This is a genomic window from Variovorax sp. 350MFTsu5.1, assembly GCF_048302515.1.
GTDB classification, from domain to species: Bacteria; Pseudomonadota; Gammaproteobacteria; order Burkholderiales; family Burkholderiaceae_C; genus Variovorax; species Variovorax guangxiensis.
This window is the reverse complement of the sequence record NZ_CP157620.1, coordinates 3207077-3229641: the sequence shown is the minus strand read 5'-3', so window position 1 is coordinate 3229641 and position 22565 is coordinate 3207077. Positions and strand designations below refer to the sequence as shown.

The 22565-nt window shown below is 66.6% G+C and carries 15 protein-coding genes and 1 tRNA gene; 9 read left to right on the top strand and 7 right to left on the bottom strand.

Features of this window, described 5'->3' with window-relative positions; all coding sequences use genetic code 11:
• Positions 1–6 precede the first annotated feature (6 nt).
• Positions 7–3102 carry an efflux RND transporter permease subunit gene (locus tag ABL843_RS14645; RefSeq protein ID WP_184638162.1) on the top strand — a complete coding sequence of 1032 codons (3096 nt, stop codon included), beginning with the start codon at positions 7–9 and terminating at the stop codon, positions 3100–3102.
• A 22-nt stretch (positions 3103–3124) separates the two neighbouring features.
• Here ABL843_RS14645 and ABL843_RS14640 read toward each other — a convergent pair whose 3' ends face one another.
• Entirely contained in the window at positions 3125–6049 is a 2925-nt protein-coding gene (locus ABL843_RS14640; RefSeq protein WP_418120316.1) for a GH92 family glycosyl hydrolase, read from the bottom strand.
• Between the two features lie 101 nt (positions 6050–6150).
• On the bottom strand, positions 6151–8772 hold the full coding sequence (locus ABL843_RS14635; protein ID WP_418120315.1) for a GH92 family glycosyl hydrolase: 2622 nt from the start codon (positions 8770–8772) through the stop codon (positions 6151–6153).
• A gap of 251 nt (positions 8773–9023) precedes the next feature.
• On the opposite strand from ABL843_RS14635, the gene ABL843_RS14630 reads away from it, so the two are divergent.
• The 7 genes from ABL843_RS14630 to ABL843_RS14600 all read left to right on the top strand — a co-directional run bounded on the left by ABL843_RS14630 (position 9024) and on the right by ABL843_RS14600 (position 16916).
• Complete coding sequence (locus ABL843_RS14630) at positions 9024–10001, top strand: LacI family DNA-binding transcriptional regulator (RefSeq protein ID WP_184638165.1); 978 nt, start codon at positions 9024–9026, stop codon at positions 9999–10001.
• Between the two features lie 509 nt (positions 10002–10510).
• Complete coding sequence (locus ABL843_RS14625) at positions 10511–11878, top strand: carbohydrate porin (protein WP_418120314.1); 1368 nt, start codon at positions 10511–10513, stop codon at positions 11876–11878.
• 158 nt (positions 11879–12036) lie between these two features.
• Positions 12037–13293 (top strand): ABC transporter substrate-binding protein, encoded by a 1257-nt coding sequence (locus ABL843_RS14620; protein ID WP_418120313.1) that lies wholly within the window; start codon positions 12037–12039, stop codon positions 13291–13293.
• Between the two features lie 27 nt (positions 13294–13320).
• Complete coding sequence (locus tag ABL843_RS14615; protein ID WP_418120312.1) at positions 13321–14190, top strand: carbohydrate ABC transporter permease; 870 nt, start codon at positions 13321–13323, stop codon at positions 14188–14190.
• The gene (locus ABL843_RS14610) at positions 14183–15034 is read left to right on the top strand and encodes a carbohydrate ABC transporter permease (protein ID WP_418120311.1); all 852 of its coding nucleotides are present in this window, start codon (positions 14183–14185) and stop codon (positions 15032–15034) included. The genes ABL843_RS14615 and ABL843_RS14610 overlap by 8 nt, the downstream gene beginning before the upstream one ends.
• Positions 15035–15046: 12 nt before the next feature.
• Positions 15047–16174 carry an ABC transporter ATP-binding protein gene (locus tag ABL843_RS14605; protein WP_418120310.1) on the top strand — a complete coding sequence of 376 codons (1128 nt, stop codon included), beginning with the start codon at positions 15047–15049 and terminating at the stop codon, positions 16172–16174.
• A 70-nt stretch (positions 16175–16244) separates the two neighbouring features.
• On the top strand, positions 16245–16916 hold the full coding sequence (locus ABL843_RS14600) for a hypothetical protein (RefSeq protein ID WP_418120309.1): 672 nt from the start codon (positions 16245–16247) through the stop codon (positions 16914–16916).
• Positions 16917–17000: 84 nt separating this feature from the next.
• Here the strand turns inward: ABL843_RS14600 and ABL843_RS14595 are convergent.
• The 5 genes from ABL843_RS14595 to tolB form a co-directional block, all read right to left on the bottom strand.
• Positions 17001–17076: transfer RNA gene (locus ABL843_RS14595), tRNA-Lys, on the bottom strand.
• Positions 17077–17126: 50 nt separating this feature from the next.
• Positions 17127–17978: a ThiF family adenylyltransferase gene (locus ABL843_RS14590; protein ID WP_418120308.1), complete on the bottom strand. Its 852-nt coding sequence runs from the start codon at positions 17976–17978 to the stop codon at positions 17127–17129.
• 19 nt (positions 17979–17997) lie between these two features.
• Positions 17998–18747: a tol-pal system protein YbgF gene (ybgF, locus tag ABL843_RS14585; RefSeq protein ID WP_126019439.1), complete on the bottom strand. Its 750-nt coding sequence runs from the start codon at positions 18745–18747 to the stop codon at positions 17998–18000.
• Positions 18747–19262, bottom strand: coding sequence for a peptidoglycan-associated lipoprotein Pal (gene pal, locus ABL843_RS14580; protein ID WP_126019437.1), 516 nt, complete (start codon positions 19260–19262; stop codon positions 18747–18749). Before pal ends, ybgF begins: the two co-directional genes overlap by 1 nt.
• 28 nt (positions 19263–19290) lie before the next feature.
• Positions 19291–20517 (bottom strand): Tol-Pal system beta propeller repeat protein TolB, encoded by a 1227-nt coding sequence (gene tolB / locus ABL843_RS14575; protein WP_418120307.1) that lies wholly within the window; start codon positions 20515–20517, stop codon positions 19291–19293.
• Between the two features lie 255 nt (positions 20518–20772).
• On the opposite strand from tolB, the gene msbA reads away from it, so the two are divergent.
• Positions 20773–22557, top strand: coding sequence for a lipid A export permease/ATP-binding protein MsbA (gene msbA / locus ABL843_RS14570; RefSeq protein WP_126019432.1), 1785 nt, complete (start codon positions 20773–20775; stop codon positions 22555–22557).
• Positions 22558–22565: the final 8 nt, after the last annotated feature.

Below are 22565 nucleotides of genomic sequence, written 5' to 3'. Positions count from 1 at the left end.
GCCCGCATGAACTTCACGGACATCTTCATCCGCCGGCCGGTGCTGGCGATGGTGGTGAGCATGCTGATCGTGGTGCTCGGGCTGCGCGCGCTGGCCGGGCTGCCGGTCAACCAGTACCCGAAGACCGAGAACGGCGTGGTCACCATCACCACCGCCTACTACGGCGCGGACGCGGCCACGGTCGCGGGCTTCATCACGCAGCCGCTGGAGGCCGCCGTGTCGCAGGCGCAGGGCATCGACTACCTGTCGTCGTCCAGCAGCCTGGGCGTGTCGACCATCACCGCCACGCTGCGGCTGAACTACGACTCCAACCGCGCGCTGACCGAGATCAACACGCAGGTCAATTCGGTGCGCAACCAGCTGCCGCCGCAGGCGCAGCAGCCGGTGCTGACGGTGGCCACGGGCCAGACCACCGACGCGATGTACATCGGCTTCTACAGCGACACCCTGCCCAACAACAACGTCACCGATTTCCTGGTGCGCGTGGTGCAGCCCAAGCTCAATGCCATTCCGGGCGTGCAGACCGCCGAGATCCTCGGCGCGCGCACCTTCGCGCTGCGGGCCTGGCTCGACGCGCAGAAGATGGCCGCCTACGGCGTGACCGCCACCGACGTGAGCGCGGCGCTGGCCGCCAACAACTACCTCGCGGCCGTCGGCCAGAGCAAGGGCCAGATGGTGAGCGTGCCTCTCACGGCCGGCACCTCGCTGCACAGCGTGGACGAGTTCAAGCAACTGTCGGTGAAGAGCTCCAACGGCGCCATCGTGCGCCTGCAGGACGTGGCCAACGTGACCCTGGGCTCGGAGAACTACGACTTCAACGTGGCCTTCAACGGCGTGCGCTCGGTGTTCATCGGCATCAAGGTCGCGCCCGAGGCCAACATCCTCGACGTGGCCAAGCAGGTGCGCACGGTGTTCCCGGACATCCAGTCCCAGCTGCCCACGGGCCTGACGGGCAAGATCGTCTACGACTCGACCGACTTCATCAACACCTCCATCAGCGAAGTGATCAAGACGCTGGTGGAGGCGCTGGTCATCGTGACGGTGGTGATCTACCTGTTCCTGGGCAGCCTGCGCGCGGTGGTGGTGCCGGTGATCGCGATGCCGCTGTCGCTGATCGGCACCTTCTTCATCATGCTGGCGCTGGGCTACTCGATCAACCTGCTCACGCTGCTGGCGCTGGTGCTGGCCATCGGCCTGGTGGTGGACGACGCGATCATCGTGGTGGAGAACGTCGACCGGCACATGCGAGAGGGCAAGTCGCCCATGCAGGCCTCGCTGCTCGCGGCGCGCGAACTGGGCGGGCCCATCCTTGCCATGACGGTGGTGTTGGTGGCGGTGTACGTGCCCATCGGCTTCCAGGGTGGACTGACCGGCTCGCTCTTCACCGAGTTCGCCTTCACGCTGGCCGGCTCGGTGGTGGTGTCGGGCATCGTGGCGCTCACGCTGTCGCCGATGATGTGCTCGCGCTTCTTCAAGCCCGAGCAGGACAGCGGCAAGTTCGCGATGAAGATCGAGCACGTCTTCGAGCGCGTGCACCACCGCTACCAGCTGATATTGCGCGGCGTGCTCAAGACCTGGCCGGTGATGATCGTCATGGGCGCGATCCTGGTGGCGCTGCTGTTCGTGATGTTCAAGATGTCGAAGTCGGAGCTCGCGCCCGAGGAAGACCAGGGCATCGTGCTGTCGCAGGTGGTGGGCGCGCCCACGGCCACCATCAACCAGATGCAGACCTATGCGGACCAGATCTTCAAGATCGCGCACGACACGCCCGAATACGCGCAGCTCTTCCAGCTGACCGGCGTGCCTAGTACCAACGCGGGCATTGCGGGCGTGCTGCTCAAGCCCTGGGACGAGCGCACGCGCAGCGCGCACGACATCCAGACCGACCTGCAGAAGCGCTGGAACGGCATCGCCGGCGCGAAGGTGGTGGCCTTCCAGTTCCCGGCGCTGCCGGGCGCCTCGGGCCTGCCGGTGCAGTTCGTCATCAAGACCACCGAGCCCTTCGAGAACCTGAATGCCCTCGCCCAGCAGATCATGGACAAGGCGCGCGCCGACGGAAAGTTCTACTACATCGACGCCGACCTGAAGATCGACCTGCCGCAGGCCTCCGTGGTGGTCGACCGCGACAAGATCGCCACGCTGGGCATCACGCAGCAGGACGTGGGCAACGCGATGGGCGCGGCGCTGGGCGGCGCCTACGTCAACTACTTCTCCATCTCGGGCCGCTCGTACAAGGTGATCCCGCAGGTGCAGCAGGTCGACCGGCTGAACCCGTCGGACGTGCTGAACTTCTATATCAAGACGCCCAACGGCGTGGTGCCGGCCAGCACGGTGGCGAGCCTGAAGTACAGCGTGCAGCCGGAGACGGTGAACCACTTCCAGCAGCTCAATTCCGTGACCATCCAGGGCGTGCCCAGCGGCACGCAGGGCGAGACGCTGGAGTACCTGCGCGGCCTGGTGCAGCAGATGGCACCCAGCGGCTACACGGTGGACTACTCGGGCCAGTCGCGACAGTTCGTGCAGGAGTCGGGCAACTTCGCCATCACCTTCGTGTTCGCGCTGATCATCGTGTTCCTGGCGCTGGCGGCGCAGTTCGAGAGCTTCCGCGACCCGGTGGTGATCCTGGTGTCGGTGCCGCTGGCGCTCTTCGGCGCGATGATCTTCATCTTCTGGGGCTTCGCCTCGATGAACATCTACACGCAGGTGGGCCTGGTGACGCTGATGGGCCTCATCAGCAAGCACGGCATCCTGATCGTCGAGGTGGCCAACCGCCTGCAGAAGCAGGGCCTGAGCAAGCTCGACGCCATCGTGGAAGCCGCCGGCACCCGACTGCGCCCCATCCTGATGACGACCGCCGCCATGGTCTTCGGCGTTCTGCCGCTGGTGATCGCCTCGGGCGCCGGCGCCGCGGGCCGCAAGGCGATGGGCATCGTGATCTTCAGCGGACTTTCCATCGGCACGCTGTTCACGCTCTTCGTGGTGCCGGCGATGTACCTCTTCATCGCCGCGCGGCACCAGAAGGAAGAAGGCCCGGGCGAGGAACCTGCCAGCGGTGCAACGCCGCCGGCCGCGCTGCCGGGCAGCGTGGCACCCGAGGCCTGAGCGGCTGGCTCGGGTCTTCAGTTCAGTTCAGCGGCGCGGCCAGCAGCTCGAATTCCGAGAGGCTGACCGCCCCGCCCCCGCCCACTCCTCCCCCGATCTCCAGCCGGTAGGTCGAATAGGCGCCCGGCGTCTTCACGACGAAGGGCCGTACCTGGCGGCGCCAGGCGAACACTTCACCCTGGCGCGTGTCGAGCGTGGTCCAGTCGATGCCGTCGTTCGAGCCCTTCAGTGTCCAGCCGGCCGGGTCCTGCCCAGTCTTGCTGCTGGAGGTGAGCGTGTAGATCGCCACCTTGCGCGCCGTGCCGGTCGTGCTGCCCTGGATCCACGCCGCGCCGGCACCACTGCTCCATTCCGTGAGCGAGGTCCGGTCGTTCAGGTTCTTCAGCCCGGTCGTATTGCTCGCGGTGGTGGCGAAGGCAGAGGTTGGCAGCAGCGACTGCAAGGGCGAAGGCCTGGCAGCGTCCTTGGTGACGGACGAAGGCGCATCGTCGTCGCCAGTGCCCCATGACGACGGGTTCGGCCCCATCTGGAACTCCAGCGTCGCGCCCTCCACCAGTTCGGCGTGCGTCAGGTAGGTGCGCGTGATGCTCGCGCCGTTGAGCTTCAGGCCCTGCACGTAGCGATTGGTACTGCTCACGCCGGGCGCGCTGATGGTGATGGCGCGCGGCTCGCCCTTCGCGTTGGGCACCAGCACGGTCATCTTCGGGAAGTACGGTGCGCCTATCGTGTACTCGGGCCGTCCCGTGGAGGCCGGATAGAAGCCCATGGCGCTGAGCACGTACCAGGCAGACATCTCTCCGTTGTCCTCGTCGCCCATGTAGCCGTCGCCGTTCGGCACGCCGTTCTTGTCCAAACCCGAGAAGTAGAGCTTGTCCATCACGTCGCGCAGGTACTTCTGGCCGGAGGCCGGGCTTCCGGCGTGGCTGTACATGTAGATCGTGTGGTGCACCGGCTGGTTGGAGTGCTGGTACTGCCCGACGCCTGCCAACGCGTCCACGTCGTAGGCCGACTTGATCTCGGGCTTGATGCCGGTGTGCGAGCCGTTCGGATCGGTGCCGTCGTAGCCGAGGCCCGGCCTGGTCGTGAAGAAGGCATCCAGCTTCGTCTTGAGCGCGGCGCGGCCGCCGTAGAGGTTGGCCAGGCCCCGGCCGTCCTGCGGCGTGGCGAAGGCGTAGGTCCAGGCGTTGCCCTCGGTGTAGCCGTAGTACCAGGCCATCGGGTTCGGCGCGCCGCCGCCGAAGGCGCCGCCCGTGCTCTTCTGGCGGAACCAGCCGCCGGCCCAGGTGCCGGTGGAGGCGCCGTCGAAGATGTTGGCGTAGCCGGTCGCGCTGTTGGCGAAGTAGGCTGCGTCGTCGGTCTTGCCCAGCGCCTTCGCCATCTGGCTCACGCCGAAGTCGTTAAGGTAACCCTCGAGCGACCACGACACCGACTCGTCGTAGACCGTCGAGTAGCCGTAGAACGGCGTCTTCTCCATTCCCTTGCGGCCGCGGTCGCTGTTGGGGCTGTAGACGGACGCGTTCTTCAGCATCGAGTCGTAGGCGGCGTTGACGTCGAAGTTGCGCACGCCCTTCAGGTAGGCGTCGGCAAGGATGATGTCGGAATTGGTGCCCACCATCATGTCGGCATAGCCCGGGCTGGCCCAGCGCGTGGTCCAGCCACCGTCCTTGTAGCCGTTGACGAAGCCGTCGAGCATCTCGCCGGTCTGCTGCGGAAAGAGCAGCGTGTACAGCGGCCAGGTGGTGCGGTAGGTGTCCCAGAAGCCGTTGTTGACCCACAGCTTGCCGGGCCGCACCGTCATCGGGCTCACGTAGGGGTTCAGGTACGACGGCGCGCCGTTCACGTTCTCCCAGGCCGAGTTGGGGTACAGGAAGGCCCGGTACATGTTGGAGTACAGGATGGTCTTCTGGTCCTCCGTCGCGCCCTCGACCTGGATGGTGTTGAGCCTGTCGTTCCAGGCCTCCTTGGCCGCGCCCAGCACGTCGTCGAAGGACCTGGCGCCGATCTCCTGCACGAGGTTGGCCTTGGCCTGCTCCACGCTGATGAAGGAGGTACCGACCTTCAGGCCCACCGCCTGCCTGCCCGCGGAGGCGGTGTCGAAGCTCAGCCATGTCGGGAACGAGGCCGCGCCCGAGGCCTTCACCGGTGCGTCGGCCACCGCGTGGAAGTACATGCGCGGCGATCCCTGGTCGGTGTAGCCCGAGACCGTGCCGTTGGCTGCGTCGACGTTCAGCGAACCCGGCACGCCCTTGAACACGTCGAACACCACCGCCAGCGAAGGCTGGTTCGCGGCGGCGGTGAAGCGGAAGTACGCCGCGTGGTCGGTGGGGGTGATCTCGGTGCGGGTGCCGTTGTCGAAGGTCACGCTGTAGTAGTGCGCATGCGCCACTTCGTTCCCGTGGCTGAACTTCTCGCCGCGCGAGGCCTTGTCGAGCACCGGGTTGCCAGCGCTGTCGGTCTGCGTGACCGGCATGAACTGAAGCGACTGGCGGTTGCCCATCCACGGGCTGGCCTCGTGGACCGCCGCGAAGGCGAAGATGCGGTCCAGCGGCTTGGTGTCGTTCTCGTCCTCGAAGAAGGTGTAGAAGAAATCGTTGCCCATGTAGCCGTCATAGGGCTTGGTGTTGCTCCAGCCCGAGCTCTCGTCATCGGGGTCGATGCGGTTGACCGGCGACCACATCGTGAAGCCGAAGGGCACGGCGGTGGCCGGGAAGGTGTTGCCGCGCGAATAGCCGTCGTAGATGTAGGCGTTGGAGTGGGAGCCGCGCAGCGTGTTGACATAGTTCGCGAGGTCCTGCTTCTCGCGGGCCGGGGCGCTCCCGCTCGTGCCGCCCGTGGTGACGGTGGTAACGATGGTGTTGCCCGCGCCTGTGCTGCCGTTGCCCTCGCCTCCATTGCTTCCGGCGACCTGCTGCTGATCGCCGGGTGCTCCACCCTGCGGCGACGGCACCGGGAAGCCCCCGCCGGAGCCGCCGCCGCACCCCCAAAGTGCTGCCGCGACAACCCATGCGGCAGCCCGGGCAGCCCTGCCCGCGAACCATGCCGGGGCGCTCACATCGCACCCGCGGCGGTTGCCTTGGTGTAGTCCGCGGCTGGTCCCGAGGGCGGCGTCAGCGACGGATCGGAAGCCCAGTCGGTGGGCGTCGTCGACAGCTTGAAGGAGAGCGTTCCGCCGTCCTTGATCCTGTCGAGCGGCAGCCACGAGCCCGCGTAGGTCGTGCCGTTGAGCTTCATCTCGCCGATGTAGCGCACGTTGTCGATGAGCGCCTGCCGGTCGGCCTCGATGCGCAGCTTCTTCCCGTTGCCCAGCCAGAGGGTCATGCCCGAGAACTGCGGCGTGGACACGGCCAGTCCGGGGGCAGAAGGAATCACCGGATACAGCCCCATCGAAGCCCACACGAACCAGCCCGAGGTCGCGCCCATGTCGTCGTTGCCAGGCAGTCCGCCCGAGCCGAGGCTGAAGTTCTTGCGAAGGATGACCGGGATGACGTACTGCGCGTATTTGGCGGAGCCGATCCAGTTGTAGGCCCACGGCGTCTGGAAGGCGGGTTCGTTGCCGATGTAGTAGTTGTCGGAACTCTCCCCGCCGTTCAGGTCCTGCCCGCTGGGCTCGGTGCCGTTGAAGGCATCGGCGGTATCGAGCGAGAACAGGCTGGCGAGCCGGTCGAGCGTGCCCTTCTGGCCCCCGAGCTTCTGCGCGAGACGGGTCCAGTCGTAGGCGAAGGTCCAGAGGTAGTTGGCTTCGGTCGATTCATGGAACACGCCGCCGGCCCAGTCGCCCGCCGCGGTCTTCGACTTCAGCGTCTTGCTCGTGTCGTCGAAGATGTTCTGCCAGTTGCCCGCGCGCCTGAACACCGTGTCGATCACGCTCTTGTCGGTGGCACGGGTGGCGGGCAGCGCATCGAGGAAGGCACCGACGGAGCGGTCGGTGGTGATGGCCTCCAGCGTTGTCGACGAGGGGTTGTCGTAGCCCCTGTCGGAGGGAATCCAGCCAAGGCTCATGTAGTCGGCCAGGCTGTCGCCGGGCTTGCCGATGGAGAACTTGTCGTTGCACTGGCCCCTGGGGTTGGTGACGGCCTGCAGCATGTACTTGCGCGCCGTGTCGAGGTCGAACTTGCGCGCGCCGAACATGTAGGAACCCGCGACGACCGTGGGCGCATGGTCGCCGTTCATCGGCGTGGTGTCTTCGCTGCCGTCCACCCAGTGCGGGAAGGCGCCGCACTGCTGCGCGTCGGCCACCAGCGACTGCATCATGTCGCTGGCCTCGTCGGGCGCGATCATGGCGAGCAACTGGGCCTGGCTGCGGTAGGTGTCCCACATCGAGAAGCCGCTGTAGTGCGTCTTGTAGCCGGCGTCCTTGCCGTCAAGCTTGAACTTGTAGTTCGCGACGTTCTCGGTGGCCCTCGCCGGCAGCACGTTGTTGGACTGCGAGAGGTCGGCCTGCTTCATGCTGCGGTAGTCGCCGTTGACGTCGCTGTAGACGGTCGGCCCGCTGTAGACGCGGTAGAGCGCGGTGTAGAACTTCGCGAGCTGGGTGGTCGCGTCGTCCTTCTTGCCGGCATCGAGCTTGTCGAGCTCGCCGGCCCTGGCGAGGTCGAGCTGCACGACGTTGAGCCGGCTGTTCCAGTTGCTGTCGGCCGTGGCCTTGACGGTGTCGAAGGAGGCGTCGAGGTTCTCGGCCTCGAGGTTGGCCTTCGCGTTGGCTACGCTCACCGAGGAGATGCCGACCCTGAGCTGCACCGAGAGGTCGTTGTCCTTCAGGTCGAACTGCAGCTGCGCGGCCTTGCCCGAGATGGCCGAGCCGGCTTTCAGCGGCTTGTCGAAGCTCGCGTAGTAGTAGACGGGCTGCTTCCAGGTGCCGCCGCAGAATTCGTTGGCGACCGCCGTGCCCGACACCGACCTGAGATCGGCGCCCAGCGCGATGTCGGTCAGGCCGCTGTAGGGCACGCCGCTCTGGTTGGGGTTGTTGCGCGCGGAGTCGATGACGAGAAAGGCCTTGTCCTTGTCCGCGTAGCTGAACCTTGCCATGCCGGTGCGCGTGGTCGCCGTCAGCTCGCTGGTGATGCCGTTGTTGAACTTCACCCTGTAGTAGCCGGGGCTGGCCGACTGGTTGGCCTTCGTGTAGACAAGGCCGCCCGAGGGAATGCCGCCGCCGGCGTTGTTCGGCAGGATGGCCACCGCGCCCTGCCCCCTGCAGCCCGGGCCGTTGAGATGGGTCATGCTGAAGTAGCGGATGGCGTTGTCGCCGTCGTAGTAGCCGCCGGAGCCGTAGCCCCAGGGCGAGCCGCTGCCGCGCGTGTCGGGCCCGAAGCTCACCATGCCGAAGGGCGCCTGCGCGCCGGGGTTGACGTTGCCGGAGTGGCCGCTGCCGGTGTCGGAGATCTTCGTCCCGACGAACAGGTTGACGTACTGCGTGAGCGGGATGTCGATGCGTTTTTCCTGCACCGGCACGGTCGGCGTCGACGCACCCGCATCGGGGCCAGGGCTCGTGCCCGAGGCGACGGTGCCGGGGTCGGAACCGTTCGCGGCCGGAGGAGCCGTGGCCGTCCCGCCTGCCGCCGTCGGCAGGGGCATCGAGTAGCCACCCGAACCACCGCCGCCGCAGCCCCAAAGCAGCGACGCACCGATCACGCTCGCGGCCAGGGTCCTGCCGCATGCGAGCTTCTTTTCCATGTTGTCTGTCTCCCTGGTTGTCTGTACATCGCTCACGGTCGGAGCGCCGGACGGCCGCAGTGTAGGTACGGCCGCGGCCGCGGCGGTCTTGTGATTTCCCGAACGAAACATGGCGTTGGCAGGGAAACAAATCAGCGCGCTTCCCCTTCCAGGCAAAGGCTTCGCGCGTGCAGCAGTGCCTCGACAAGGCCGCGCCGCCAACCCCAAAATGGCGCCCTTTCTCACCGCGACAGCCCATCCCAAGGAGATCCATGCCCGTAACCATCCGCGATGTGGCCGAGGCCTCCGGCGTCTCCATCAGCACCGTATCGCGCGCATTGAAGAACCAGCGCGGCCTCTCCGACGAGACGCGCCGCATGATCCGCCAGGTGGCACGCGACATCGGCTACAACGCGGCGCGCCTGCGTGGCGCCAAGGCCAGGCAGCTGGCCTTCATGGTGCACAGGCAGCACAGCCACTTCTCGACCAACCCCTTCTTCTCCGACGTGCTGCATGGCGTCGAGGAGGCGTGCCGCAGGTTCGGCATCGTGCCCACGCTGCTGACCTGCGGGCCCACCGATCCGATACGCGAGCAGCTGCGCATGCACGAGCCCGACATGATCCTCGCGGCCGGCTACTTCGAGAGCGAGGTGCTGCAGATGGTCGCGGGGCTGGAGCTGCCGATCGCGCTCATCGACTTCTCGCAGGGCGACCTGCCCTCGGTGAACCCCGACAACGCGGTGGGCGGCTACATGGCCACGCGCCACCTGCTGGACATCGGCCGCAAGCGCGTCGCGTACATCGCGGGCTCGCTGGCGCATGTGAGCATCCTCGAGCGCGCGCAGGGCTACCGCCGCGCGCTCTTCGAGGCCGGCATCCTCGCCGACCCCGAACTGGAAGTGGTGGCGCCGACCGGGCAGCTGCACGACCTGGGCGCGTCCGCCGCGATGCAGCAGCTGCTTCGGCTGCGCAGGCCGCCCGACGCGGTGTTCGCGTACAACGACGCAGCGGCGCTTGCCGCGCTGCGCACCTGCAGGCAGGCGGGCCTCTCGGTGCCGGGCGATATCGCCATCGTCGGCTTCGACGACACACTCGCCGCGGCGCAGTCCGATCCGCCCATCACCACGCTGCGCGTGGACCGCCAGGAACTCGGCCGCTTCGGTGTCGAGCTGGTGCTGCAGGGCTCCTCGATGCCCCGGCTCAACACGCTGCCCGTCGAGCTGATCGTGCGCGCGAGCACGAGCGGCTGAAGCGCTTTTCTTCCGCCACAGCAGGCTCTTCACCCCGGCGCTTTTTGCGCTGCCAACGCTGTGTTTCGTCCGGGAAATCACAAGATCGCCGCGCGAAACCCCGCTCCTACACTGCGTGCCGTCACACGTCGGGCCCCCTCGGGAAGCCGGCCTTCCGACAAAGAGCGACACGGCAAACGCAGCACAACAAGAGGAGACACAGCACATGGCAGCGACCTGCATGCACGACCGGCAAATGCCTGAACGCAGGCCTCATTGCCGCATCGCCGTGCGTCACTTCTTTCGCGAACGCCCTGTGCTGTGCGCCCGCCCTGCCTGTCGCCCGATGAAGCGATAGCGCCTCCCTCGCTCCCTCTCTCCCCCTTTCCGTTCGAACGCGTCTGAACGCGACACGCCGGTTCCGACCGGTGCGGGACCGCTTTTGCCCAAAGCGGCCGGACGGCCTTTTTTTCTTTTTTCTTTCCCGCTTCTTTCACGCCTTCACAACAACCCTGACCAAGGAGACTCCCGTGAGACCCAAGCTGAACCGAATCACCGCCGCGGCCGTCGTGCTGCTCGCCGGCCTGCACGGCCTGGCGCATGCCCAGACTGCGGAGACACCGACGGACGCACCGCCCGAGGCGGCGGTTAAGTCCGACCCCACCAAAGACTTCGTCAAGAAGGTCAATGAGGCCACCGGCCTGGAGTTCTGGGGCTACGGCCGCGGCGGCTTCTACAGCGCCGGCAACGGCAAGCCCAAGGGCGGCTACTCGCTGGGCGGCGACCTGCAGAAGTACCGCCTGGGCAACGAGGGCGACAACTACCTGGAGTTCGGCATCGGCAAGCGCTTCGACCTGGGCGACGGCATCAAGTGGGGCGTGTTCTACATGCCCACGATCTACAACGGCAAGAGCGGCACCGCGCAGGCGTACTTCTCGCTCAGCGGCATCTTCGGCAACAGCGCCACGCTGTGGGCGGGCCAGCGCTACCACCGCGTGCAGGACGTGCACATCGTCGACAAGTGGGTGGTGGAGGACGGCGACAACTACGGCGCCGGCATCGACGACATTCCGCTGGGCGGCCTCGGTCGGCTGAACGTGGCGGTGCACACGGCCGACTCGGTCGACAACAGGAGCGGCAACCCCAACAACGCCAAGCGCATCAACGTGCAGTGGCGCGACATCCCGACCAACCCGGACGGCAAGCTCACCGTCACGGGCGGGCTGATCTCGGGCAACTTCGCCAAGGGCAAGGACGGCGGCGCGCTGGGCCTGATGCACGTGCAGAAGAACTTCCTGACGCCGGGGCTGAACAACATCTTCATCGCGCAGGCCTCCAACGGGCATTCGTCGCTCAGCGGCAAGTTCTACAACCTGGACAACAGCACGACGACCACCGGCTTCCTGCTGCCGGCGGGCATCGGCCAGTCGGACAGCTTCTTCTTCGCGCCGCTGGTGGAGCGCACGGTGATCACGCCGCAGACGGGCGCGAAGCAGCGGCGCATCCTGGACTCGATGGACTTCCAGATCGGGCGCTTCGGCGGCCAGACGCTGATCGGCTACCAGACCACGCGCCCCGACGACGGCCCCGAGACGCGCGACTTCACGCTGGGCGGGCGCGTGTCCTACGGCATCGCCAAGTACACGAAGCTGCTGGCCGAGTTGGGCACGACGCGCCGCAGCATCGACGGCCAGCCCAGGCAGACGCTGAACAAGGGCACGATCGCCGTGGCCTTCTCGCCGAACACCGACTTCTGGACCCGGCCGGAATTCCGCATCTACGCCACGCGCGCCAGCTGGAACAAGGCCGCGGCCGACGCCAACGCAGGCACCTTCGGCGCCAACGGACGGCGCAGCGCCACCGTGTTCGGCATCCAGATGGAAGCCTGGTGGGAGTGAACCAGGCAATGGCGATCCCGCACACGCTCCTGGCGGCGCTCTTGTTGCGCTCGCAACGCTGTGTTTCGTCAGGGAAATCACAGCGCGCGGCCCCGGAGGGGCTGCCTAAACTGCCGCCGGCTCCGGCATCCGACACTGCAATGAGAAGAGACAAGCACATGAAAACCTCATCCCGATTCACCGCAGCCGCCCTCAGCCTCGCCATGGGCAGCGGTGCCGCCATGGCCCAGCAACAGCAGAGTGTGGAAGTCCTGCACTGGTGGACCTCCGGCGGCGAGGCCGGCGCGCTCAACGTGCTCAAGGGCAACCTCGAGAAACAGGGCGTCAAGTGGAACGACATGCCCGTGGCCGGCGGCAGCGGCGAGGCCGCGATGACCGCGCTGCGGGCACGTGTGACCGCGGGCAACCCGCCCACGGCCTCGCAGATGCTGGGCTTCGACATCCTCGACTGGGGCAAGCAGGGCGTGGTGGCCGACCTCAACGCGCTCGCCCAGAAAGGCGGCTGGGACAAGGTGGTGCCGCCCGCGCTGCAGAAGTTCTCGAAGTACAACGGCAAGTGGATCGCCGCGCCGGTCAACATCCATTCGACCAACTGGGTGTGGGCCAACCAGGCGGTGCTGGCCAAGGCCGGCGTGACGGCCGAGCCCAGGACATGGGACGAGTTCATCGCCGCCGCCGAGAAGGTGCAGAAGGCCGGCTTCGTCGCCATCGCCCATGGCGGCCAGCCGTGGCAGGACGCGACGCTGTTCGAGAGCGTGGCGCTCTCCACGGGCGGCATCGACTACTACCGCAAGGTCTTCATCGAGCGCGACGGCAAGACCATCGGCTCGCCCATCACCGAGAAGGTGTTCCAGCGCATGAGCCAGCTGCGCAAGCTGGTCGACAAGGACTTCTCGGGACGCGACTGGAACGTGGCCTCCGGCATGGTGATCGGCGGCAAGGCCGGCTTCCAGGTGATGGGCGACTGGGCCAAGGGCGAATTCGTCAACGCCAGGCAGGTGCCGGGCAAGGACTTCGCCTGCTTCCGCTTCCCGGGCACGCAGGGCGTGGTCACCTTCAACACCGACCAGTTCGTGATGTTCAAGATGAAGGACGCCGACAAGGAAGCCGCGCAGCAGAAGCTGGCCGCCGCGATCATGGAGCCGGGCTTCCAGTCGGCCTTCAACGTGGTGAAGGGCTCGGCGCCCGCACGCACCGACGTGCCGGACACCGCCTTCGACGCCTGCGGCAAGAAGGCCATCAAGGACGTGGCCGAGGCCAGCGCGGGCAACACGCTGGTGGGCTCGATGGCGCACGGCCACGCGGTGCCCGCGTCGATCAAGAACGCGTTCTACGACGTGATCACGCGGCACTTCAACGGCCAGCTGGACGACAGGAAGGCCGTCGCGGCACTGGTGTCGGCGGCGAAGAACTGAAGACCTCACCGACGCCTGCTGCCGCCCTTGAAATCCAACCTGCTCCCCCGGCTCCTGCTGAGCCCCAGCGCCCTGCTCGTGCTGGTCTGCGTGTACGGCTACATCATGTTCACGGTGTACCTGTCGTTCACGACGTCGACCATGCTGCCCACCGCCGAGTGGGCGGGCACGGCGAACTACGAACGCCTGCTCGGCCTGGAGAACTGGGAGGTGTCGCTGCACAACCTCGCGGTGTTCGCCAGCCTCTACATCGTCATTGCGATGGTGCTGGGGCTGGCGCTGGCGATACTCATCGACCAGAAGATCCGCGCCGAGGGCGTGCTGCGCTCCATCTTCCTCTACCCGATGGCGCTCTCGCTCATCGTCACCGGCACGGCCTGGAAATGGCTGCTCGACCCCGGCGTGGGCCTGGAGCACACGCTGCAGAGCCTGGGCTGGAGCAGCTTCGCCTTCGGCTGGATCAAGGACGGCGACATGGCCATCTACTGCGTGGTCATCGCCGCCGTGTGGCAGACCTCCGGCTTCGTGATGGCGATGTTCCTGGCCGGGCTGCGTGGCGTGGACAGCGAGCAGATCAGCGCCGCGCGCGTCGACGGCGCGCGCACCTGGCAGATCTACGCGCGCATCGTCATTCCGCAGCTGGGGCCGGTGTTCGTCTCGGCCTTCGTGATCCTGGCGCACATGGCGATCAAGTCCTACGACCTGGTGATCGCGCTGACCAACGGCGGGCCCGGGCGCTCGACCTGGCTGCCTTCGGTTTTCATGTACCAGTACACCTTCGCGCGCAACGAGATGGCCGTGGGCGCGGCAAGCTCGGTGCTGATGCTGCTGGCGATCAGCGCAGTGGTGGTGCCCTACCTGCTGCGCGAGATGCGGGGAGCGAAGAACAATGGCTGAGCGGAGCCTGCGCATTGCGCTCTACGCGCTCCTGGCTGCGATGGCGCTGGTGTTCCTGATGCCGGTGTACGTGATGGTCGTCAACTCGCTGAAGCCGCTGCAGGAGATCCGCAACGGCAACCTGATGACGCTGCCGGTGGACTGGACCCTCGCGCCCTGGCGCGCCGCCTGGAGCACAGCGCAGATCGGCGTGCAGCCCACCGGGCTGAAGCCCTACTTCATCAACTCGTTCCTGCTGGTTGTGCCGGGCGTGGTGCTGTCGACGCTGATCGGCGCGGTGAACGGCTACATCCTCACGCAGTTCAGGGTGCGCGGCGCGCACCTGCTGTTCGCGGCGATGCTGTTCTCGGTGTTCATCCCGTTCCAGATCGTGCTGATCCCGATGGCCAAGACGCTGGGCCTGCTGGGCATCGCGGGCACGGTGACGGGGCTGGTGTTCGTCAACACGGTCTACGGCATCGGCTTCACCACCCTCTTCTTCCGCAACTACTACGCGGCCTTTCCGCAGGAACTGGTGCGCTCGGCGCGCATGGATGGCGCGGGCTTCTTCGGCGTGCTGTGGCGCATCCTGCTGCCCAACAGCACGCCGATCATCGTGGTGACGGTGATCTGGCAGTTCACCAACATCTGGAACGAGTTCCTCTTCGGGGCCTCGTTCAGCGACTACAGCTCTTTCCCCATCACCGTGGCGCTGAACAACCTCGTCAACAGCTCCACGGGGGTCAAGGAATACAACGTGCACTTCGCGGGCGCCTTCATCGCGGCGCTGCCGACGCTCATCGTGTACCTGGTCTCCGGCAAGTATTTCGTGCGCGGCCTCATGGCCGGCTCGGTCAAAGGTTAGTTGGGTAGGTGAATGGCTTCTCTGGACTTGATTGGCATCCGCAAGAGCTTCGGCCCCGTGCACATCCTGCACGACATCTCCATCGCGCTGGAAGACGGCGAATTCCTCGTGCTCGTCGGCCCTTCGGGCTGCGGCAAAAGCACGCTGATGAACATCATCGCGGGGCTGGAAGAGCCCAGCGAAGGCCGGCTGCAGCTCAACGGGAGCGACATCACGCACGCCGCGCCGGCGGAACGCAACATCTCGATGGTGTTCCAGTCGTATGCGCTCTACCCCAACATGACGGTGGCGAAGAACATCGAGTTTCCGCTGGAGATGCGCAAGGTCGACAAGGCCACCCGCGCTGAGCGCGTGAAGAAGGTGGGCGAGCTGCTGCAGATCGGCCACCTGATGGACCGCAAGCCGCGCCAGCTCTCCGGCGGCCAGCGCCAGCGCGTGGCCATCGGGCGCGCGCTGGCGCGCGAGCCGCAGCTCTACCTGTTCGACGAGCCCTTGTCCAACCTCGACGCCCAGCTCAGGCTAGACATGCGCACCGAGATCAAGAAGCTGCATCAGCGCCTGAACGCCACCATCGTTTATGTCACCCACGACCAGATCGAGGCCATGACGCTGGCCACGCGCATCGCGGTGATGAAGGGCGGCGTGCTGCAGCAGCTGGGCACGCCGCACCAGGTCTACAACCGGCCGGCCAATACCTTCGTGGCCAGCTTCATGGGATCGCCGCGCATGAATCTGCTGCGCATGCGGATGGCAAGCGAGCGGCATGGGGAGCTGCGGCTGGTGGCTGCGGATGGTGGTGCCGGGGAAACGGCGATCAATCTGCCGGCGGAGGTGTTGGCGGCTGTGCCGCAGGCGGTCTGCGCTGGGCAGGATGTCATCGTCGGGTTGCGGGCCGAGGCGGTGAGCCTCGTTGCTTCGGATGCGGTGCCCGGTCCCTCGCAGTGCCATCTGGAAGCGCGCGTGCAGGTGGTCGAGCCGACCGGGGCCGACACGCTGGTGCTGCTGGACATCGACGGGCATGACTTCACGGCGCGGCTGGCGCCGGATGTGACGTTGACGGCCGGGGCGCGGGCGCGGTTTTCGGTCGATCTGTCGAAGGTGGTTTTCTTCGATGTGGAGAGCGAAGAGCTGATTGCGTAGGTGAAAGCCGAGTGCTTGCCGGGCCAGGCGACCGCTCTGCGGGAGCCTTCAACGCAGATACTACGGCCCCATGAGCACCGAAGACGAACACGATCCGATGCGCGAACGCCGGGAGGCCATGGCCGCCTGGGAGCGCAGCTTGCGACAGCCCCAGCCGGAACGTCGCCTGGGGCTGTGGCTGGTTGTGGGCGTTGTGGTGGTGTTCGTGTTCTACCTGCTGGCCGAGTGGCTGCTGACCCAGCCTGTCGGACCGCGTTCCACCCCGATGCCCTCGTCTGCCACACCGCCGTCGGCGAGCAATCGTCCTGCACCTACGGCGACGCCTTCGCCTCCCCAGGAAAGAACGACGACACAGGACACCTTCGAGGTCACGAAGTGCCTCACGCCTTCCGGCAAGGCAGCGTACTCCGACGGACCGTGTCCCGAAGGCTCACGCGCCACGACGGTGCGCCTGCGGCGCGACGTGAACATCGCCGATGGGATGAGTCCGCAGGAGCGCGAGGCATCGTGGCGGAACAACGCGGTCATCGCGGCGCAACAGCAGGAGTACGAACGGCAGGTGGCGCAGAACGTCGATCAAGGTTTCGCCGATGAGTGCAGCGGACTTGCCGAGCGCATCAAGTGGCTGGACGCACTTGGGAGGCAGCCGCAAGGCATGTACACCCAGGATTGGCAGCGCGCCGAACGGCACCGCACGCGGGACAGGCAGTTCAGGCTGGGGTGTCCTCAGCAGCGGCCTTGAACACATGTCGCAGGCAAGGCGTATTGGAGCGGCCAAGAAAAAATCCTCGCGTGCACAAGGCAGGCGAGGATTTCGAAGAAGGTCTGGTAGGACGTACTGGATTCGAACCAGTGACCAACGGATTAAAAGTCCGCTGCTCTACCAACTGAGCTAACGTCCCGGAACCATTTTTCTGTTCTTTGCCGAAGTGATATCCGGCAAAGCCAAAGATTATAGCGCGACGTTGGACGCGATTTTGTCCAGAACCCAACCTGCCGCGCATTGGCCGAAAGTCGCGGTCACGCTGACCACCGAGCCGTAGCCGTGGCAGTTGAGCGTGCCGTCGCCGCTTTCGATGGCGCACGAGGCGTCCGGCGGGGCCACGCTTTCGCGGCTGAAGACGCAGGCGACGCCGATCTTGCGGCCCTCGCGCGGGGCGCCATGCTCCTTGCGCAGGCGCTGGCGCAGCTGGGCCAGCAGCGGGTCGTGCGTGACCAGCGAAAGGTCCTCGATGTCTACCTTGTGCGCCTGCCGCTTGCCGCCCGCCGCGCCCACGGTGACGAAGGTGGCGCGCGAAGCACGCGCCCAGGCCGCCATCGCCACCTTGGCCTTCACCTGGTCGCAGGCGTCGATGACGGCCGTTGCCGGCCCGTTCACAGCCTGCGCGGCCTCGAGCAGCGAAAGCCAGTTGCCGGGCTCGACGAAATCGTCGATGGCCTGCACCTTGCACTCGGGGTTGATCTGGGCGATGCGCTCGCGCATCGCCTCGACCTTGGCCTGCCCGACGGTCGCGTCGAGGGCATGGATCTGGCGGTTGATGTTCGACTCCGACACGTGGTCGAGGTCGATCATGGTCAGGCACCCCACTCCGCTGCGCGCCAGGGCCTCGACCGCCCACGAGCCCACGCCGCCGATGCCGACGACCAGCACGTGCGCATCGCGGATGCGCGCTGCGCCGGCCACGCCGTAGAGCCGCTCGAGCCCGCCGAAGCGGCGCGCAAAGTCAGGCGCCGCGGAGTCTGTGACGACGTCCGCGGCGGCTGTGGGAGGAGTGAGAGATGCGGTAGCGATGATGGCGCTCAAGCGGAATGCTCCGCCCGCATCAGCGCAGGCGCGAGAGACGCTCGCGGCCGGCCTGCGCGGCTTCGGATTGCGGATAGGCCTTGGTCAGGTCTTCCAGCGTACGGCGCGCGGCGCGCGTGTCCTTCAGCTCGATCTGGCAGTTCGCGATCGACAGCACGGCCTCGGGAGCCTTGGCATGGTCGGGCGCGAGCGAGAGCATGGAGCGGAAGTTCGCGATGGCCTCGTTGTAGTTGCGCGTGGCGTACTGCGCGTTGCCCAGCCAGAACAGCGCCGAGGCGTTGTAGCCGCTCTGAGGGTAGCGCTTGACGAATTCGGCGAACGCGGTCTGCGCCTGCGCGAACTGGCCTGAGCGGAAGACGCCGAGGGCAGCCTCGAAGTCGGCCTTCTCCTTCGGATCGGCGGTGAACTCGCGGCCGTCCACCGACACCTTCGAGGGCTCGCTCTGCTTGAGCTTGTCGTCGATGGTGGTCTGGCGCGACTGCATTTCGCTCAGCGTGCGCGTGAGCTGCTCGTTCTGGCCGGTCATGCGGGCCAGGTCGCCACGCATCTGCTCGATCTGGTTCTGCAGGTCGAGCAGGCTGCGGCGCAGCTGGCCGTTCTCGTCGGTGAGCCGCTGGTCGGTCTGCTGGCGCATGGCCTCGACGCGCTGGCGCAGGTCGAGGATGGCGCGGCGAGCCTCGTCATCCTCGAACAGCGCGGCCTGCGAGGCGGCCGAGACGCAGAGCAAGGCGGCGGCCAGCGCCGCGCCTCGCAGTAGGGCGCGTGGCATCACCGGGTGTAGCGGATTTCGGCGCGGCGGTTCTGCGCCCAGACTTCCTCACCCGAGCCGGTCACAGCCGGCTTTTCCTTGCCGAAGCTCACGGCTTCGATCTGGTTGTCGTTCACGCCCAGCAGGGTCAGTGCGCGACGCACGGCTTCGGAACGCTTCTGGCCGAGGGCCAGGTTGTACTCGCGGCCGCCGCGCTCGTCGGTGTGGCCTTCGATCGAGATGCGGCGCTGCGGGTTGGCCTTGAGGAAGCGGGCATGGCCGTCAATCAGCGACTGGAACTCGGGCTTGACCGTGTAGCTGTCGTAGTCGAAATAGACGATGCGCTCGACGCCCACCGGACCTTGCGCGGTGCCCGCGGTCGGGTCGATGGTGACAGGTGCCACGGTGCTGGCGCCCTGCTGGCCGCCAGCCGTGCCCGAGCGGTCGGTCACCGGCGTTTCGTTGAGCTTGGTGCCCGACGAGCAACCGGCGATGAGAGCCACGATGGCCAGCGAATAGAGCGTACGTTTCAACATTTTTTCAAACTCCTCAAATAAACCTTGGTCATTGCTTTTGGAACGGACCCCAGTCCGGTTCCCTGATGTCTCCCGCCTGTCCCGCCAGTCGTGCCTTTATTTTTCCATCGAGCGTGGTCGTCATCAGGGCTTCGCGGCCCTGGAGCTGGGTGGCGTAGACGATCAGCTTGCTGTTCGGAGCAAAACTCGGACTTTCGTCCGCGGAGGTGTCGGTGATCGCGCTGACGTTGCTGGTTGCCAACTCCATCACATGGAGTTTGAAGGCGCCGCCCACTCGCGAGATGTAGGCCAACCACCGGCCATCGCCGCTGACAGATGGAGAGATGTTGTAGGTGCCGCTGAAGGTCACCCGCGTGGGGCTGCCGCCGCCGGCGCTCATCTTGTAGATCTGGGGAGCGCCGCCGCGGTCGCTCACGAAATAGATCGTGCTGCCGTCGGCCGAGTACACCGGCTCGGTGTCGATGCTGGAGCTCTGCGTCAGGCGGCGCGGTTCGCCGCCGCTGGCGGGAATGGAGAAAAGCTGCGAACCGCCGTCGCGGCTGAGCGTGACGGCCAGCGAGTTGCCGTCGGGTGCCCAGGCCGGGGCGCTGTTGGAGCCCTTGAAGTTGGCAAGCAGGCGGCGCTGGCCGGTGGCCACGTTGTGCACGTACACGACGGGCTTGCGCGACTCGAAGGACACGTACGCGAGCTGCTGGCCATTGGACGACCAGCACGGCGAGATGATCGGCTCGGGACTGGCAAGCGCGGCCTGCGCGTTCTCGCCGTCGGCGTCGGCCACCCACAGCGAGTAGCGGCTGCCGCCCTTGGTGACGTAGGCGATGCGGGTCGAGAAGATGCCCTTTTCGCCGGTCAGCTTCTCATAAACGTAGTCGGCGATGCGATGCGATGCCAGCCGCAGGTCGCCCTGGGGAACGGTGTAGCTCTGGCCGCCGAGGTCCTGACCCTTCACCACGTCCCACAGGCGGAAGCGCACGTCGAAGCGGCCGTCGGCCAGACGGGTGACGCTGCCCGCCACGAGCGAATCGGCGGTGCGCTGGCGCCACAGCGAAAGATCGGGGCGCGATGCCTCGTCGAGGGCCTGCCCCGAGGCATCGACGCCGCGGAACTGGCCGCTGCGTTCCAGGTCGGCCTGGACGATCTCGGAGATCTTCTGCGGGGAGGATTCCTGCCCCTTGAATGGAACGAGCGCGATCGGCAGCTGCGTGAGCCCCACACCGGAAACCTCGACCCGGAACTGGGCCAGAGCAGGAATCATGGGGGTGGCAGCGAGAGCCGCGATGACGGTGCGGCGTGCAAATAGCGATGAAGAAGGAGTTGGAATTTGGGCTGGCAACGGCTTGTTCATGCGGTTCGGAGAGGTTTCGGGGTGAAAAAGTTCTCCCCGGCTTCAACGGCCGACATGTTACACACTGGCCGGGGCCTGCCGTCACAAAACGTTTATCCGTCGATCCGGTCCTACAGACGGGGCAGCACCGGGCCTGCAAAGGCCCGCCCCGTAAAATCCGCCGCCATGCAAGCATCCCCCGGCGCCGAGAACGCGCGCCCTCCCCTGATGCGCCGCCTGGCGCGACTCATGACCTGGTTTGGCGGCTCCCGTCAATGGTGGGCCCTCGGACTGATCGGGGCACTGCTCGCCGCCGTCACCGAACCGCTGATGGCTGCCTTGCTCAAGCCGCTGCTCGACCGCGGCTTCACGCGCGGCCAGATGCCCCTGTGGTTCGTGCCCGCCGCCGTGCTGCTGCTGTTCGCGGTGCGCGGCATCGCCCAGTTCATTTCGCAGTACGCGCTCTCGCGCATCGCCAACGAGGGCATGCAGAAGCTGCGGCGGGTGCTGTTCGAGCGGCTGCTCGGCGCCGAGCTCGCGCTTTTCGCCCGTCAGTCGGCCAGCGCGCTTTCGAACACGGTCGTCTATGAAGTGCAGACCGGTGCGATGCTGCTGGTGCAGGCGCTGCTCGGGCTCACGCGCGACGGTTTCACGCTGATTGCGCTGCTGGGCTATCTGGTCTACCTGAACTGGAAGCTCACGCTCATCGTCGCCTTCCTGGTGCCCAGCATCTCATGGATCATGAAGGTGTTCTCCAAGCGGCTCTACCGCCTGACGCAGCAGGGCCAGCAGGCCACCGACGAGCTGGCCTACGTGGTCGAGGAAAACGTGCTCGCCCACCGCGTGGTGCGGCTGCACGGCGCCGAAGGCGCACAGGGCCGCCGCTTCGAGCAGCTCAGCCAGCGCCTGAACCGGCTGGCCGTGAAGTCGACCATCGCCCAGGCGGCCACCACGCCGCTCACGCAGATGATGGCCTCGCTCGCGCTCTCGGTGGTGGTGATGATCGCGCTGTGGCAAAGCGGCAAGCAGGGATTCACCGTGGGCGGCTTCGTGGCCTACATCACGGCGATGCTGATGCTGATCGCGCCGATCCGCCGCCTTGCCGAAGTGGCCGGCCCGATCACGCGCGGCCTCGCTGCGCTGGAGCGCGGGCTGATCCTCATCGACGAAGTGGCGCCAGAGTCGCAAGGCAGCTTCAGCCTCGAACATGCCCAGGGCCGCATCGAGCTGCGCGACGTGCGGGTCAGCTACCGCGGCGACGACGAGCAGCGCGCGCTCGACGGCGTGAGCCTCACCATCGAGCCTGGCCAGGTGGTGGCCTTCGTGGGCCCCTCCGGTTCGGGCAAGACCACGCTGGTCAATCTGCTGCCGCGCTTCGTGCAGCCCAGCGGCGGCCAGGTGCTGCTCGATGGCCACGACACCAGCGAATGGCAGCTCAAGAGCCTGCGCGCCCAGTTCGCGATGGTGAGCCAGGACGTGGTGATGCTCAACGACACGCTGGCAGCCAACGTGGCGCTTGGCGCCGAGATCGACCGCGAGCGCGTGCAGCAATGCATAGCAGCGGCCAACCTGAGCTCGCACGTCGAGAACCTGCCCCAGGGCATCGACACCGTGCTGGGCCATAACGCCACGCAGCTCTCCGGAGGTCAGCGCCAGCGCCTGGCTATCGCACGCGCCCTCTACAAGAATGCGCCCGTGCTGCTGCTCGACGAGGCGACGTCTGCCCTCGACACCGAATCCGAGCGCTTGGTGCAGGACGCCCTGCAGCGCCTGATGCAGAACCGCACCACGCTGATCGTGGCGCACCGCCTTTCGACCATCCAGCACGCCGACCGGATCATCGTGATGGAGCAAGGCCGCATCGCCGAGCAAGGCAGCCACGAACAGCTCATGGCGCTCGACGGGCTGTATGCGCGGCTGCAGACGCTGGCCGTGCGAAGCGCACCGCCGGGGCAGGATCCGACGCTCTGATCCTGCCC